11 protein-coding genes and 1 tRNA gene are annotated in these 14182 nt (G+C 60.9%); 3 read left to right on the top strand and 9 right to left on the bottom strand.

Features of this window, described 5'->3' with window-relative positions; translation table 11 throughout:
- Window positions 1-10: 10 nt before the first annotated feature.
- Window positions 11-95 (bottom strand) — tRNA-Leu (locus QEH57_RS08095).
- A 245-nt stretch (window positions 96-340) separates the two neighbouring features.
- Here QEH57_RS08095 and QEH57_RS08090 point away from each other — a divergent pair.
- Together QEH57_RS08090 and QEH57_RS08085 are read left to right on the top strand one after the other, a co-directional pair.
- Window positions 341-1615, top strand: coding sequence for a TolC family protein (locus tag QEH57_RS08090; RefSeq protein WP_309006208.1), 1275 nt, complete (start codon window positions 341-343; stop codon window positions 1613-1615).
- Between the two features lie 39 nt (window positions 1616-1654).
- Window positions 1655-2770: an efflux RND transporter periplasmic adaptor subunit gene (locus tag QEH57_RS08085; protein ID WP_309006207.1), complete on the top strand. Its 1116-nt coding sequence runs from the start codon at window positions 1655-1657 to the stop codon at window positions 2768-2770.
- A 24-nt stretch (window positions 2771-2794) separates the two neighbouring features.
- On the opposite strand, the gene QEH57_RS08080 is transcribed toward QEH57_RS08085, so the two are convergent.
- Window positions 2795-3580 (bottom strand): endonuclease/exonuclease/phosphatase family protein, encoded by a 786-nt coding sequence (locus QEH57_RS08080; protein WP_309006206.1) that lies wholly within the window; start codon window positions 3578-3580, stop codon window positions 2795-2797.
- Between the two features lie 137 nt (window positions 3581-3717).
- On the opposite strand from QEH57_RS08080, the gene QEH57_RS08075 reads away from it, so the two are divergent.
- Window positions 3718-6165 (top strand): DEAD/DEAH box helicase, encoded by a 2448-nt coding sequence (locus QEH57_RS08075; protein ID WP_309006205.1) that lies wholly within the window; start codon window positions 3718-3720, stop codon window positions 6163-6165.
- Window positions 6166-6210: 45 nt separating this feature from the next.
- Here the strand turns inward: QEH57_RS08075 and QEH57_RS08070 are convergent, their stop codons facing one another.
- The 7 genes from QEH57_RS08070 to argS all read right to left on the bottom strand — a co-directional run bounded on the left by QEH57_RS08070 (window position 6211) and on the right by argS (window position 13912).
- Window positions 6211-6654, bottom strand: coding sequence for a metallophosphoesterase family protein (locus QEH57_RS08070; protein WP_309006204.1), 444 nt, complete (start codon window positions 6652-6654; stop codon window positions 6211-6213).
- 16 nt (window positions 6655-6670) lie between these two features.
- Window positions 6671-7657 (bottom strand): CPBP family intramembrane glutamic endopeptidase, encoded by a 987-nt coding sequence (locus tag QEH57_RS08065; protein WP_309006203.1) that lies wholly within the window; start codon window positions 7655-7657, stop codon window positions 6671-6673.
- Window positions 7654-7902 (bottom strand): hypothetical protein, encoded by a 249-nt coding sequence (locus QEH57_RS08060; protein WP_309006202.1) that lies wholly within the window; start codon window positions 7900-7902, stop codon window positions 7654-7656. Before QEH57_RS08060 ends, QEH57_RS08065 begins: the two co-directional genes overlap by 4 nt.
- Window positions 7903-7911: 9 nt before the next feature.
- The gene (locus QEH57_RS08055; protein ID WP_309006201.1) at window positions 7912-9546 is read right to left on the bottom strand and encodes a SurA N-terminal domain-containing protein; all 1635 of its coding nucleotides are present in this window, start codon (window positions 9544-9546) and stop codon (window positions 7912-7914) included.
- Window positions 9547-9634: 88 nt separating this feature from the next.
- Window positions 9635-11068, bottom strand: coding sequence for a YihY/virulence factor BrkB family protein (locus tag QEH57_RS08050; RefSeq protein WP_309006200.1), 1434 nt, complete (start codon window positions 11066-11068; stop codon window positions 9635-9637).
- Window positions 11069-11116: 48 nt separating this feature from the next.
- Window positions 11117-12055: a hypothetical protein gene (locus tag QEH57_RS08045; protein ID WP_309006199.1), complete on the bottom strand. Its 939-nt coding sequence runs from the start codon at window positions 12053-12055 to the stop codon at window positions 11117-11119.
- 75 nt (window positions 12056-12130) lie between these two features.
- Window positions 12131-13912 (bottom strand): arginine--tRNA ligase, encoded by a 1782-nt coding sequence (argS, locus tag QEH57_RS08040; RefSeq protein WP_309006198.1) that lies wholly within the window; start codon window positions 13910-13912, stop codon window positions 12131-12133.
- Between the last annotated feature and the right edge of the window lie 270 nt (window positions 13913-14182).

Genomic DNA, 14182 nt, shown 5'->3' with positions numbered 1-14182 from the left:
TCCTTTCCGATGGTACCCAGAACAGGGGTCGAACCTGCACGTCTCTCGACACTAGAGCCTAAATCTAGCGCGTCTACCAATTCCGCCATCTGGGCATCGATCGGAAAAGCGGAGAAGAAGACGCGCATTGGAGGCGAAATCAACCTTTTATTTGCAGGAATTCCCCTCGGGCGGGCTGCTCGGCGGACCCTTCTAGAAATAGTGTTGATCGCGTTTCGAGCTTCTCACAGAACCGAGCATCCCATGCTTGAGCGTCCCGCTTCCGCTGCTTGGCGGAGGCTCGAAAATTCCGATCCTTATTCTCCTTATGCGTCCGTTTTTGTTGCTTGTCGCGTGCTTCGTGAGCACGAGTTCTTTCGCTGCCGACCCAATGCAGGGGCGGCTACCCGAGGATTTGATCCCGCAGCTTAACGAAGTGATCGCCGCCGCGCTGGAGGGGTCCGAGTCGATGCTTTTGCGCGAGTATTTCGAGGAGGAGGCGGAGGGACGTCGCATCTCGGCCCGGGCCGCGGTGCTGCCGTCGTTTCGCACGAACGTGGCCTTCCGACAGGAGAAGGATCTCGAGGATGTCGACGGGGCGGGCTACGAGAATCGGGTCGTTTACAACGTGACTGTGAGCCAGCCGATCTACCACTGGGGGACGCGTCGCTCGGAAAAGGAATTGGGCGAGCTTCAGCGGGAGGCGGAAAGGCTGAACACGGAGGTGACGGCCTCGAAGGTAGTGGCTCAGGCCCGCTTGGACTTCATGCGCCTGATCGTGACGAAGCAGCGCAGGGACCGGGCTCGCTTGGATTTGGAGCAGGCGGTTGCCCAATTGGATTTTCAGCGGGAGCAGGTTAAGGCCGGAACGGCGAGCGAGAGTTCCTTGCTGCGCTTGGAGTTGGACGTGGAGCGCAAGGACTTGAATGCTCTGCGAGCCCAGTCGGACTTCGAGTATCGCCTCGAGGAATTGGCGAACTTTGCGGCGATGCCGGCGGACAAGCTGGAAGGCTTGGCGGTGGGCGTCGTGCCGCGTGTCGAGATTTTGCAGGAAGCGGAGATCGCCAGCTTGGTGGCCTACTACGATCGGGCGATCGAGCAGGACGAGCGCATCAAGCAGAGCGAGCTCGATATCGAGGCCAACAAGCGCCACCTCGACATCGCCCGGAAAACGCTGCTGCCTAAGCTGGATGCCGAACTTGGTTTGAGCTCGAACGCGCTCGACCTCGACGGGACGCGGCGGGAGCAGGAGTATTCCTATTTCGGGTTGAGCGTGGGTTGGACCGTCTTCGATGGCTTCCGCAAGCAAGGCAAGACGCGGGAAGCCCTGAGTCGCTTGCTGCGAGCGGAGCGGGCGAAGCGCTTGGGCGAGGAGCGGCTGGTGTTGAACTTCGATCGCTTACTGAGGCGCTTGGAGATCGAGGGGCGCGGCTTGGCGATCGAGGAGCGGGTTTTGGAGAGCGCCTTGCAGGAGCTGGATCAGGTGAAGCTTGCGGTGGAGGAGCAGCGGGCTCCTGTTTCCGCCGAGGAGAAAGCCCAGCGCGACTACGACAATACTTTGATCAGAACCCAGGACTCCCGCATTTCGTACCTTGATACTCTCTCTCAGGTCGCTAATGAGTTGGGCTTGGAGTGAGGCGTGGCCTCATGGGACGAATCGATCTGCAGTGATAAGATGAAGCTAGGTTTTCTACTAAAAACTCTCGCGGTGGTCGCCGTATTGGTGGCGGGTGGGGTGTATTTCGTGAGCTCGATGAAGCCGGTCGCTACGGTGGCGAAAACGAAGCGTCATGTGGCGGTGCGATCGGTCCCGGGGACGCTGCAGGTAGTGGCGGAGCGGGAGATGAGCGTGAAGAGCGATCTGCACGGCCGAGTGCTCGAGTCGAATCTCGAGCTGGGCGCCACGGTGAGGGAAGGCGATGTGCTGATGTCGCTGGATTTGGGGGACTTGGAGATCCAGATCGAAAAGCTGCAGATCGAGCGGGAAGCGGCCGACTTGATCTTGGAGCAAGGTTCGAGCCGCCGCTTCAGCTTGATCACCCTGCAGGAGCGCTTGGAGGACACCAAGCGCCGCCACGAGGCGGGGGACGCTAGCAAGTCGGAGGTAGAAGCCCGCGAGCGGGACATTACCAGCACGGAACTGGCGATCGAGGCGGAGCTCAATTCCAAGAAGGTGCGCATAGCCCAGCTGGAAAATGAGTTGAAGTCGCTGGAGCGTACGCGCGACAAGATGACGATCCGGGCTCCCATGGACGGGGTCATCACCGAGGTGCTCGCCTACCGCGGGGACCTCATATCCGGAGGCCAGCAAGTGGCTCGGATGATCTCGCTCGACCGCATCGTGAAGGTGAAGGTGAGCGAGGAGAACTTTTCCGGGATCGAGCTGGGGCAGATCGCTCGGGTGAAGTTCTTGGGCTATGGAGAGTCGACCTTTTCGGCGACCGTTTCCAAAACCTTGCCGGTGGCGGATCCGGTGACGCAGCGCTACACGGTCCACCTGGACGTGGACATCGAAACCGAGAAGCTTTTCCCCGGCCTGACAGGGGAGGCGACCATCACGATCGACGAGCGAGACCGGGCATTGATCATACCCGGCACCGCGATAATCGGCGACCGCGTTTTCGTGGTGGAGGACGGTCTTGTCTCGATGCGCCAGATCGAAAAGGGGTTCGGCAGCATGACCAACGTTGAGATCCTTTCCGGATTGAAGGAAGGCGATCAAGTGATCGTGGAAGACCTCGACCTCTTCAAGGTGGGCGACCGCGTTCGCACCACGGAGATGATCTTCTAGGGCGGGCCCAGCGGGGCTCGGGCTTTAGGAGTTGGCGGCCGCTCGGATGGGAGTGGCGAGGGGCGTTTCGATGCGGGTGAGCACGGGAAGGTGGTCGGAGGCGAAGCTTTTAATGACCTCTGTCTCGACGGCTTCGAAGGGGGCGGCGAGCAGGATGAAGTCGAGCCCGCGCGAGGGAAAGTGGGCGGGGAAGGTGCGTTCCTTTTTGGGAAAGTATTGGTAGTCCTCATCTCCAGCGGCCCGTTCGATGAGCTGGTGCAAGGCGTCGCGGGAAGAGCGGGAGCTGGTATTGAAGTCGCCGCAAATGATGGGGGGCAGGTGGTAGGGATCGGCGTCGCTGCGGGCGTGGATGGAGGAGAGCAGCTTGTCGACCTGGCGGAGCCGGGTGCGACGGGAGCGGAAGTCGAGGTGGAGGTTGATGATGTCGACTTCGACCTCGTCCATGAGGAAGCAGGCTTCCAGGAAGCCTTTTTCGCCGAGGCTTTTGGTGCCGAAGGACTCGACCTTCCAGTTCTTGACGGGGAACTTGGAGAGGAAGGCGTTTCCGTAGGCGAGGGGCTTGCGCCCGAAGCGCTGGTTGTGGATGCCGTGCACGGCGTGGGGGTAGTTGGTGGCGGACTGGAGGTAGTCGAGCAGGTTTATGTGCTTGTTCCAGTGGGAGGAGGCGTCGATTTCCTGCAGGGCCACGACGTCGGGCTGCTGCTCGCGGATGATGTGGGCGATGCGGTCCAGGTTCTTGGAAATGCTGGTGGCGCTGCTGAATCCTTGGTAGAGCGAGAGGCCTCGCCCGTGGGCGATGTTGAAAGTCATCAACTTTATCTCTCGTGTCCGAATCCGCATCTGTACTTCTTTTAGCAACGCTCCAGATAAGCTAACGAATTCCGCGAACAACGAAAGCCCTAGATCGACCTTTCATGGGAAGTTTAAGGCAGAGACCGATCCTGACCGTGAACACCTTCGGCGATTTAGACATACACCTCAAGATTCCCGACCTGTGGCAGCAAGACGCCTTGCACCGCATCAAGGCGGGGGAGGACGTGGTGGTGAACGCTCCTACGGGGGCGGGCAAAACCTATTTGGTCGAGCTGATCGCGGAATCGTACCGGCACGGGCAGATCGTGCTGGCGGTGCCGACGCGAGCCTTGGCGAACGACAAGCTGCGGGAATTTCGCAGCAAGGGCTGGCGGGTCGGAATCGTGACCGGCGATGTGGCGATCGACCCGGAGGCGCCGGTCGTGGTGGCGACTTTGGAGACGCAGAAGCCGCGCTTCTTGCGCGGGAAGGGGCCTCGGCTTTTCGTGATCGACGAGTACCAGATGATCGGCGATGCGGTGCGGGGGGTGAACTACGAGCTTTGCGTGGCCTTGGCGCCGCCGACTACCCAGCTTCTGCTGCTCAGCGGCAGCGTATCCAATCCGCAAGACATCGTGGATTGGCTGGGACGGCTCGGGCGTCGGGCTCACTTGATCTCGGTCGATAAGCGCCCGGTGCCGCTGGAGGAGATCCATCTCGACGCGCTTTCCTTCAATCCGCCCCGTTCGGTGACGGGCTTCTGGCCTCGCTTGGTGGCGCGGGCCTTGATGGCGGACTTGGGCCCGATTTTGATCTTCGCCCCGCAGCGCAAGGGGGCGGAGTCCTTGGCGCGTCAACTGGCGGCGGCTTTGCCCATTGAGAATCCTTTGGCCCTGAGCCCGGTGCAGAAGCGGCTAGCGGGCGGCACCTTGGAGAAGCTGCTGAACAAACGGGTGGCCTACCACCACAGCGGCTTGAGCTACCAGCAGCGAGCGGGGCTGGTGGAGCCGCTCGCGAAAGCGGGGCAGTTGCGTATCGTGGTTTCCACGACGGGGCTGGCGGCAGGGGTGAATTTTTCCATGCGCTCGGTCCTGGTGACGGAGTCGCAGTTCACCTTGGGCAACGTTCAGCAGCTGATCCGTCCGGACGAGCTGCTGCAAATGTTTGGGCGGGCGGGGCGTCGCGGCTTCGATACGATCGGCTACGCTTTGGTGGCTCCCGATCGGCCGCGACTGCGGGAAGGCAAGCAGCGGCCGGTACGACGGCCCAAGTTGCTGGATTGGCCCAGCTTGATCGGGATCTTGGACGTAGCCGCGGAGCGGGGCGTGGAGGCCTTTCCGGAAGTGGTGAAGGCCTGCGAACGGCTCTTTGGCGAATCGCCGGCGAAGGTGGGCGCGGAGCACAGTATCCAGTTTCCCGATATGCCGTGCGGCCTGAAGGTCGATGCGGAACGAGCGCGTCATGCCACTGCCAACAGCGAGGAGATTCTAAATTCTCAAGGCGTGTGGGAACCTCGCGGGGAGAGGGTGCAGGCCACTTGGGCGGAGGCGCGGGTTCGGGTAGGAGAAGAGCTGCGGCCGGCTCTAAAAGAAGCTTCGGTGGTGAAGGAGCTGGGAGGCGGAAAACTCGCTCGCCTCGGAGAGAATTGGGGAAAGAAGCGGATGATCGGTTTCGTCGATCGGAAGCAGAAATCTCGGGCGCAGCTAGCGGGGTGGTTGTTGGCGGCGTTTTCCGAGCAGGGGATCGCGATCGAAAAACGGCAGGAGATCGAGGCCTTGTCCGCGTTGCCTTGGAGCAAGTTACCGGATTGTGGGGAATTTGTGAATACGAAGCGGGAAGGTTTTCGGCTGATCGGCGTTTTCGATTACGCTCAGTCGGTGGGCCTCTTCGATCGAGACGTGTGGGGCGTTTGCTTGCACGAGCCGGAGACGCGGCGGGCTTATCCGGTCGAATGCCAAAGCTGTCCGCAACGGCCGGTATGCGAAGGAGAATTGAGCCCTGCCCGCAGTCCGGCCTTGGCTTGGCGGCAGTTGGGTTTGATCGACGAAAGCGGGCGGCCAACCTTGCGCGGACGGATCTTCAGCCTCTTCCAGGGCGGCGAAGGCCTAGCGGTGGCGGCTGCCTTGGAGGACGGCAGTTACGCGGTGGACGCGATCGCTCGGGATATCGCCAATTTGCGGGCGGGTTACCGGTTCGACGATCACTCCCAGTACAGCCATCGGCTTTCGAGAGCGTGCCGGGTGGCGTATCAGGATCGCACCTACGATGGATATTTGAAGCATGGACTCCCGCCTCATTATGGCGATGGGGCTGCGGAGGTGATTGCGGATTGGGCGGAGTCGGCCGGCAAGGGGAAGCGCCTGCTGGGCGAAGACCTGAAGTTCGGCGACGTGCAACGGGCGAGGCAGGAATGGCTGAGCCTGCTGCGTCACATCGTGAACGCTCCCAGTTTGGAATTCGAGCGCTGGCAGGAGCTGCAGGATTGCGCGAAGTCGATTCTGGCGGTTGATGACCAGCGCTTGTTGGTGGACGACCTGCCGCCGCTGGAGCCCTCGCAGATCGGGCGGATCGAGCACCGGCTGCGGTTTCCGCGAAAGTGGTGACGCTGGGGAAAGCGGGTGTGTCGGCCGAGTTGTTCGGATCCGCGGCTAGAGCTTTTCGACCGTCCACTCCCACTTTCCTTCTTCGGGAAAGGTAAGCCAAGCGAAGCTGGCGGCGCTGCCGTTGCGAGGGCCGGTGACGGCTCCGGGATTGAGGGCCCGGACACCGAATTCGCAGTCGTCGAGGGGTTGGTGAAGATGCCCGTAGAGAATGGCGGTGGTGTTCTCCAGGTAGCCGTGGGGAGGATGGTGCTGCAGGCGGAAGCGGAAGCCTTCCCGCTCGAGGTCGCGGGTTTCGGGCCAGGAGCCGTAGGGGTCGCAATTGCCTTTCACGACGCAGAGGGGACGTCCGAGGTTTTGGATGGGGAGGAGGATCTCGGGGCGGGTCACGTCGCCGAGGTGCCAGATCTCGTCGGCGGAACTGATGCGGTCGAGCAATCGCTCTGGCACGCGTCCGTGGGTGTCGGAGATGACGGCGATTTTGCGGAGCATGGGGCGAACGGGCGGCTTAATCGGTCTCCGGAGCGGCCGAACGGCGCTTGTGGAGAAGGTAGGCGAAGAAGGCGACGAAGAGGCTCATCACGATGGTGACCCAGTAGCCGTCGATGACGCGGTTTGAGCCGGTGAAGACGTTGGTGTTTTCGGTGGCTTCGAAGGTTTTGTTGAGGCTGAGCAGCACGGTTACCCAGCCGGCGTGCAAGCCGATGGCGCTCCAGAGGTTTCCGCTGAGGATGAAGACTTGGTGCAAGATGATGCCTACCAGGCAGTAGTTGATGAAATGGATGATCGTGAATCCGTCCGCGACGGCGGTCACGTAGCCGAGGGCGACCCTGAACCCGTCGTCGAAGCCGATTTCGGCCGCCGGGATGTGGCTCATGAGGCTGGGGTCCATCTTGAAGTGGAGGGAGCCGAAGAAGAGCGATGAGAGCAGGATGGCGGGAATCGGTTTGAGGAAGGAGTAGAAGAGGCGGAAGACGAGTCCGCGGAAGATGACTTCCTCGAATAGGGAGAGCAGTGTGGCGCCGATCACGGCGCTCGCGGTAGCCTTCGCTTGCATTTCGAAGCTCCAGTCGGGAACGGGGCTGAGGGCGCTGGAAAAGGTGGTCGCGGCCAAGACGATGACCATCATGCCGAGGCCGTAGGCATACCAGATGGGAAACTGGCTGAAGGGACGTCGGAAGCCGACGGCTTTGAGGGAGTAGAGCTTGGCGTACTTGAAGAGGAGTGGGAGGATGACGATGACGGCCAGCAGGCGGGCCCGGTCGAAGTGGCGGGTCAGCGGTTTCTCCTTGAGGTAGGGCACGACTCCTTCGCCGAAAAGGCTGAGAAAGCTGCCGAAGGCTTCGCTCTCGTGGACCAGCTTGAAGAAAACGGGGCTCGAAAGGGCGGCGAAGACGAGGCTGCCTGCGTACAAGATGCAGAGCATGTTGAGCCCTTTGAGCGAGTACTGTTGGACCGAAAGGCCGAAGAGCAGGTGCTGGGGATCGCGTTTCATTGTTGCTCGAGCTCTCCGCCGTCGAGCTTCTTGAAGACTTTGAAGCCGGCGGCCTTGGCGTTGCTGACCGAGGGCTTGACGTTGATCTTCATTTGCGGAGCCGTGAGGGTGGGGCAGGGTTCGATGTCCTGCCCGCACTTCGGGCATTCCGCAGGGGCGGATTCATGGGAGGCGAGGTGGATTTCCACTTCGCCTCGGCAAAGCTTGCAGCGGCCGGATAGCGGTCTGAAGCGCTGCAGGGGCATGGCTGGGAGCTAGTTCTGTTGCGTGAATCCGAGGCGGATTTGCTCCTGCACCGTGAGGGTGCTGATGTACTGCTGGGCGGAGAACTGCTTGGAGAGGTTCTGGAGCGAGTCCGCGACTTGTGCGTACTGCGGGTCTTCCTTGCTGACCTCGGGAACTTCCTTGGAGAGGACGTAGAGGTAGGCGCCTTGGTTGTCGCCGTTGAGGCGAACGAAATCGGACACTTCTCCGGTCTCGAGCTCGAGGAGGGCGGAAAGGGCGCGGCGGTCGAGGCCTTCGGCCGGTTCGCTCAAGGTGAAGTCGCTGTAGGAGCTGACGGTCAGCCCTGCTTCTTCGGCTGCGGCGCCGAAGCTGTCTTCGCTCTCGGCTGCGGCGGCGAGCTTTTCCTGGAGCTCGATCGCGTAGGCGGAACGGGCTTCGCGGTACTTTTCGGCGCGAACGTCGGCGACGATGCGGGGACGGAGGGTCTCGAAGCTCGGGATGGTGGGTTCGATGACCTTGTCGTAGAAGAGTACGATGGACTTGTCGCCGTGCTGCAGCGGTTCGGAGTAGAAGCGGTTCTCGGTGAGCTTGAAGGCTTCGCTGACCATGTTGCGTCCCCACGTGGTGCCGATCGGCGTTTCGTTGGCGGAGAAGGAGGAGGCGGTCTTCACTTCCAAGTTCATAGCGGCGATGGCGTCCTTGAGGCCTTGGGAGTCGCGGGAGAATTCGTTTTCGTGGATCTGCACGACGAGGTCGTAGGCGCGTTCGGCTGCGACTTCGCGGGCCTTTTCGAGGCGGTAGTCTTCGCGGACGGCGAGGCGGGCTTGCTCGAAGGTGACGGGCTCGGCTGGCTCGGCGTCGGGGTCTTCGGCGGGAGCGGGCTGGTAGCGGTCGATGTTGGCTTCGAAGTAGGTGATGAGCTCGTCTTCGGTAGGCTTGATTTCGTCAACGTAGTTGGCGGCTTCCACTTCGACGTAGTTTACGACGCGGCGCTCGGGGGTCTGGTATTGGAAATCGAAGTCTTCGTAGTGCTGCTTGAGCATTTCCTCGGTGATTTCGATCTCCGGCGTGTAGGTGTTCAGATCGCTTTCGGCGACGAGGATGGACCACTTGGCGAGGCGTTGGCTGAGGCTGTCGAGGATTTCGGACTCGTGCACGAAGCCGGCTCCTTGCAGAGCGGTGTAGACCTTAGCGATGCGGTAGTCGTCGACGAGGACGCGGCGGAGGTCGGCTTTGCTGAAAGCGCCGCCGAGGCTGATGCTGTCCAGGATCATGTTGTAGGCCTGGGAATCGAATTCGCCGAGCTGGTTTTGGAAAGCGGGGAGGGTCTTGATGTACTCGAGAAGCTGCTCTTCGCTCGGCTCGGGGATCAGGTTCTCGTTGGCGATGTAGCGGGCGGTCGCGCGCTCGAAGGGGAGGTTCTGGCTGGCGCGCGGATTGCGGCTGAGCGAGGCGCTGAGTTGGGCGTCGCGCATGAGCTGGACGCGGGCGGCCTCGGTGTTCATGGGGGTGTCGTAGAAGAACAGGTCAGCGGTCTGTTCCTTTCCGCCTCCAATCGGTCCCTGGTTGCCGATCTGCACGATGAACGCGATGATGAGGACAGCGAAGATGATGAATACGAGGAGCAGGTGCTTCTGCAGTTTGTTTTGTAGCCAGGAAATCATAAGGGGATACGCAATTAAAGGCGGCTAAACTAGGCTAGGCGCCTAAGCTGTCAATGGACAAAACCGCCTCTGGGAAAAGGGGATGGACTCAGGCTTTTCGCGGTTCCTCGAAGGCGTCGAGGGCTTCGGCGAGGCTGATTTGCTGGAAGCTGGAGCGGCGGGCTTCGTCGATGAGCTCGTGGTAGCGGCGAACGAGCGGGTCGCGGTTGTCGAAGAGGGTGTCGTCCGGGTTGGTGCCGTGGGACTCGAACTTCTTCTTGAAGTCGAGCAGGGCGATCTTCTCGAGCGGACGGGCGGGCTGGTAGCGGTAGGCGTTGTAGGTGTCCTTTTCCTTGGCCGGCAGGGTGGAGGCGAGGCCCAGTTCGACGAGCCGGTTGAGAGCGGCTCCGGCGAGGGGGCTCGGCAGGTTGTTGCGTTCGGCGAGGTCGGTGCTGGAGTAGGCCTCGCCGCAATCGCGGAAGCGGCGGCTGATCTGGGCCAGCAGGAGCAGGCAGAGGCTTTCTTGGGAAGCTTGGCTGAGCTCGTCCCAAGCGACCTTGCCGCTCTTGAAGCGGGCGTTTTGTACGGCGAAGGAGAGGCGGCCTCCGAGCAGCAGGCACATCCAGAAGGTGAAGAGGCCGATCATGAGCACCGGCAGGATGCTGAGCGAGCCGTACAAAGTCCGCTGCATGGCGACGCGTTCGACGTAGAGGAAAGCGAAGGCGTTGTTGGCCGCGAAGCAACTTACGGAGAAGAGGCCGCCTACGAAAGCGGCTTTCCACTCGACTTGGGTATTGGGGATGAAGCGGTAGAAGGCGGCGAGCAGGGAGGAGATGATGAGGAAGCTAGCGATCTTTACGCCGTAGAGCGAGAGCCAGCTGTTGACGGTTTCGGAGCCGGGGAGGCCTTCCGTCAGGGCGATGAACTGGTTGTTGAGCTCGATAAGCTTGGAGACGGCGATGGCGAGACCGGCGAACACGAGGACCGTGCCCAGGGTGATGATGGTCCAGTAGAGGATGATGCGAGTGACGAGCTTGCGGCCTTTGGAAACGCCCCAAATGTCGTTGAATGCGTCTTCGATCGTGATGAAAAGCTGGATGACGATGACGCCGAGTACGAGGGCTCCGCCGATCCCGACCGCTCCGGACTGGCTGGCTTCGATGAAGTCGGAGATTAGGTTGCTCAACCCGCTTTGCTCGGTCGCGGCTTCGCCTTCGGTGAGCGTTACTTGGGGGGCGATGTAGGAAACGATGCGCTCGATGGTGTCCTGGGCCATGCCTGGTTCCGCTTGGTTGAGCACGAAACCGGAGAGCAGCACGGCGAGGGCGATCATGGGCCCGAGTCCGAGCAGGGAGCTGAAGCTCAAAGCGGCCGCGCGGGCGAGCAGGCGGTTCTCCTTCAGTCCGGAAAAGGTGATGGCAACCACTCTTCCTACGGCGAAGGCGGCGCTGCGTCGCTTCGAAACGGCTTTGTGGTGGTGCCGCCACATCTCCTTTTGCAGTATCCGCGCGTTGGATACTAGTTTTTGGAGACGTGGGTTCATGGCCGGTAGGTGTGTAGAAGGGGCTCGAGCGAGGCCTCCCCGCCTCGATCAGAGGAAGAAGACGTAGGCGTACCCGAGGATGCCGAGCAAGCCGGTGATGCCGCAAGCGATCAGGAAGCGGATCTTGATGATGGCGCTGCTGAAGTAGATGGCTCCCATTAGGAGCAGGTTGCTTATAAGCAAGATCGTATCGCCGCTGGAATAGTAGAGCATCGTCAGCAGTCCGGCGCCTACGGCTGCCCTGAATCGAAGAAGTGGATACACTTCGGTCACTTGCAGCAGGAGTGTGACGGTGATGACCAAGTCGAAAACCGCGACGAGGAGGTAGGGGCTTTTCGCCATGGCGATGGCGTCGGCCGTAAGGATGAGGTCCTTTTCGATCCATGCCATGGCGAGGATGGACGCGATAAAGAATACGGTGAGGAATCGCAGGCCGAAGAAGGCGACGGCTGCTTGCTTTTCGCGGGGAGATTTGCCGCTAGGGTCGTCGGCTCGGCCTTCCGCGAGGGCGAGCATTTTGGTGACTTCCAGCTTTTGGCGCTCGTCGCTCTTGTCCGCCTTTTTCTTTTTGCCCTTCTTGCCCTCGTTTTTTTGTTCCGGCTTCGCGGGTTGTTCGCTGGCGGCTTCCTTTGAATTGGATTCTTCGGCGGTCTCGCCTGGTTCGCCTGTCTCGGTTTGGCCCTCGGCTTTGGCAGCAGCGTCGGCGGCTGCTTTCGCTGCAGCAGCCTTGGCGGCTTCCTCTTCCGCGAGGCGTTTCTTTTCCGCTTCCGATTCTTCGGTGCGTAGGCTGAGCTTTCGCTTCTTGGGGAAGAGGGTTTCCATCAGCTCCTGGTTGGAGGAGATGGGGAGCCACGACTCGGTCTCGATGTCGTAGAAGTAAGCGCTGGCATCGAGCTTGTTCGCCTCTATCAGGGAGGAGATTTGGTCGATGTCGAACGGGCCGCTCGCATCTTCATCGCCTTCGCGTCGGATGTAGTATTCTCTCATGGGCTAGGGAAGTAGCCCAATGAGACACTTGCGGTTGGCACTTTGTCAAGGCGCGGGAAGCGCCCGGACAAGCTATTACATGCGTTCCAAAGTAGGAATGCCTAGGAGGCCTAAGCCGGTTTCCAGCACGTCTAGAGTGCGCTGGCAAAGCATTAGGCGCCGGCACTTGACGGCTTCCTCGGGAACGATGACCTTGTTGGCGTTGTAGAACGAGCTGTAGGCGCCCGCCAGTTCGAAGAGGTAGGTGCAGAGCAGGTGCGGGCGCAGGGTTTCGATGGTCTGCTGCAGCACGCCGACGAATCCGAGGATCTTGCGGGCGAGGGCGAGCTCTTCCGGCGTTTCGATCGTGCTCGCCTTGGAGGCGAGGTTTTCCAGTTCCGCCGCGTCGAAATTGCGGAAGATGCTCTTGATGCGGGTGGCCGCGTAGAGAAGGTAGGGAGCGGTATTGCCCTCGAAGCTCAGCAGCTTGTCCCAAGCGAAGACGTAGTCGCTGGTCCGGTTTTGCGAGAGCTCTGCGTAACGGATGGAGCTGGTGCCGATCACCTTGGAGGCGGCGAGGATTTCGGCATCGCTCAGCGGCGTTTGGCCTTTTTCGATCTTTTCGGCGTTTTTCTCGCGGATCAGTTTTTCGGCGCGCTCGATGGCTTCGGCGATGAGGTCCTTCAGCAGCACGGGGTCGCCGGTGCGGGAGGCCATGGCTTTGCCGTTCTCGCCCATGATGGTGCCGTGGAAGACGTGGCTGAACTTGGGGAAGGTGCGGCCGGTCTTTTCGAACCATTTTTGGGTGGTGAGCTCGAGTTGCTCGAAGTGGTCCTTTTGGCGAAAGTCGGTTTCGATGATGATGCTCGAGGCCTTGAAGTGCTCGGTCCGGTAGAGCATGGTCGCCAAGTCGGTGGTCGCGTAGTTGGAGGCGCCGTCGGACTTGCGGTACATGAACGGCTGGGTGGCGAAGCGCTTGTGCTCGGGGTGGAAAACGACCCAGGCACCTTCGCTCTTCTCACCGAGGCCGCATTCTTCCAGCTCCTTGTAGACTTGGTCTACCATGTTGCGGTAGAAGCTTTCGCCGAGGTAGTGGTCGAACTTGATGTCGAAAAGCTCGTAGACCTGCTTGATGCCGTCGATGCTGTGTCCGTTGACCGTTTCCCAGAGCTTCATGCTCTCGGGGTCCTCGCTCTGGAGCTTGACCAGCTCCTCGCGGGATTCGGCGACCACGGCCTCGTCCTCGGTGGCCAACTTGCTGCCGAGCTTGTAGAGGCGTTCCAGTTCGCCGAGCGGATTGGCCTTGAGGTTTTCCTCGTCGAGGAAGCGCTTGTAAGCGTAGAAGAGGCGCCCGTAGGCAGTGCCCCAGTCGCCGATGTGGTTGTCGCGGATGACCTTAGCTCCACAGAATTCAAGCAGCTTGCAGATGGATTCGCCGATGATGAGCGAGCGCAGGTGCCCGATGTGCATTTGCTTGGCGGTATTGGGCGAGCTGTAGTCGACCACTACGGTCTCGTCCTTCTGCAGGTGGGCGGCGGCCTGGCTGAGCTGCGCCGCGCCGGAGAAGGTGGTGAGCCACTTTTGCAGGAAGTCCGGATTGAGGGAGAAGTTGATGAAGCCGGGGCCAGCTATGGAAAGGTCGGCGACTTCCTTGAGTTCCGGGTTCGCTTCCAGCTTTTCCACGATGGACTGGGCGATTTGGCGAGGGTTCGACCTGTTGCGCTTGGCGTAGGGAAGGGCGCCGTTTGCCTGCAGATCGCCGAAACGCGGATCCGCCGTTCGGATATCCGCCGAGAAGGAGTCTTCGAGCCCTGCGGAAGCTGCGGCTTCCAGCACGAGCGAATCGATCTTTTTTGCGAGGTCGAACCAGTCTTGCATAGAGCGGCTACAAAATCCGCCTTCTAGGAACGAGCAAGCTTCGAATCGCTGCCGCTCCGCTTCGGAGCTCGGAAAAATCCCCGGAGAATACCCTAGTTTGGCTTGGGCGAAATCCTAGCTCGTGGCTTCCGGTTAGGGGCTTGACACGTGTGGCATAATACGCTCTTCAAAATTGCCGCTTGGGCGGTCGTTCGGTTTCGTGCTGTTGTATGGGACCTTCGTAAGTCCAAGAGCGTCAATGGTGTGGGTGATGCTTTCCTAGCGAATGGG

Origin of the sequence: Pelagicoccus sp. SDUM812005 (assembly GCF_031127875.1) — a bacterium.
Classification (GTDB): Bacteria; Verrucomicrobiota; Verrucomicrobiia; order Opitutales; family Opitutaceae; genus Pelagicoccus.
The sequence above is the reverse complement of the archived record's forward strand: the minus strand, read 5'-3'. Positions and strand labels throughout refer to the sequence as shown.

Excerpts from the sequence above, each read along its gene's own strand:
- QEH57_RS08065 (WP_309006203.1), bottom strand. The coding sequence starts at position 7,657 with ATGAAACGCGATCCCCAGCACCTGCTCTTCGGCCTTTCGGTCCAACAG.
- QEH57_RS08045 (WP_309006199.1), bottom strand. The coding sequence starts at position 12,055 with ATGAGAGAATACTACATCCGACGCGAAGGCGATGAAGATGCGAGCGGC.
- QEH57_RS08060 (WP_309006202.1), bottom strand. The coding sequence starts at position 7,902 with ATGCCCCTGCAGCGCTTCAGACCGCTATCCGGCCGCTGCAAGCTTTGC.
- QEH57_RS08085 (WP_309006207.1), top strand. The coding sequence starts at position 1,655 with ATGAAGCTAGGTTTTCTACTAAAAACTCTCGCGGTGGTCGCCGTATTG.
- argS (WP_309006198.1), bottom strand. The coding sequence starts at position 13,912 with ATGCAAGACTGGTTCGACCTCGCAAAAAAGATCGATTCGCTCGTGCTG.
- QEH57_RS08055 (WP_309006201.1), bottom strand. The coding sequence starts at position 9,546 with ATGATTTCCTGGCTACAAAACAAACTGCAGAAGCACCTGCTCCTCGTA.
- QEH57_RS08080 (WP_309006206.1), bottom strand. The coding sequence starts at position 3,580 with ATGACTTTCAACATCGCCCACGGGCGAGGCCTCTCGCTCTACCAAGGA.
- QEH57_RS08050 (WP_309006200.1), bottom strand. The coding sequence starts at position 11,068 with ATGAACCCACGTCTCCAAAAACTAGTATCCAACGCGCGGATACTGCAA.
- QEH57_RS08070 (WP_309006204.1), bottom strand. The coding sequence starts at position 6,654 with ATGCTCCGCAAAATCGCCGTCATCTCCGACACCCACGGACGCGTGCCA.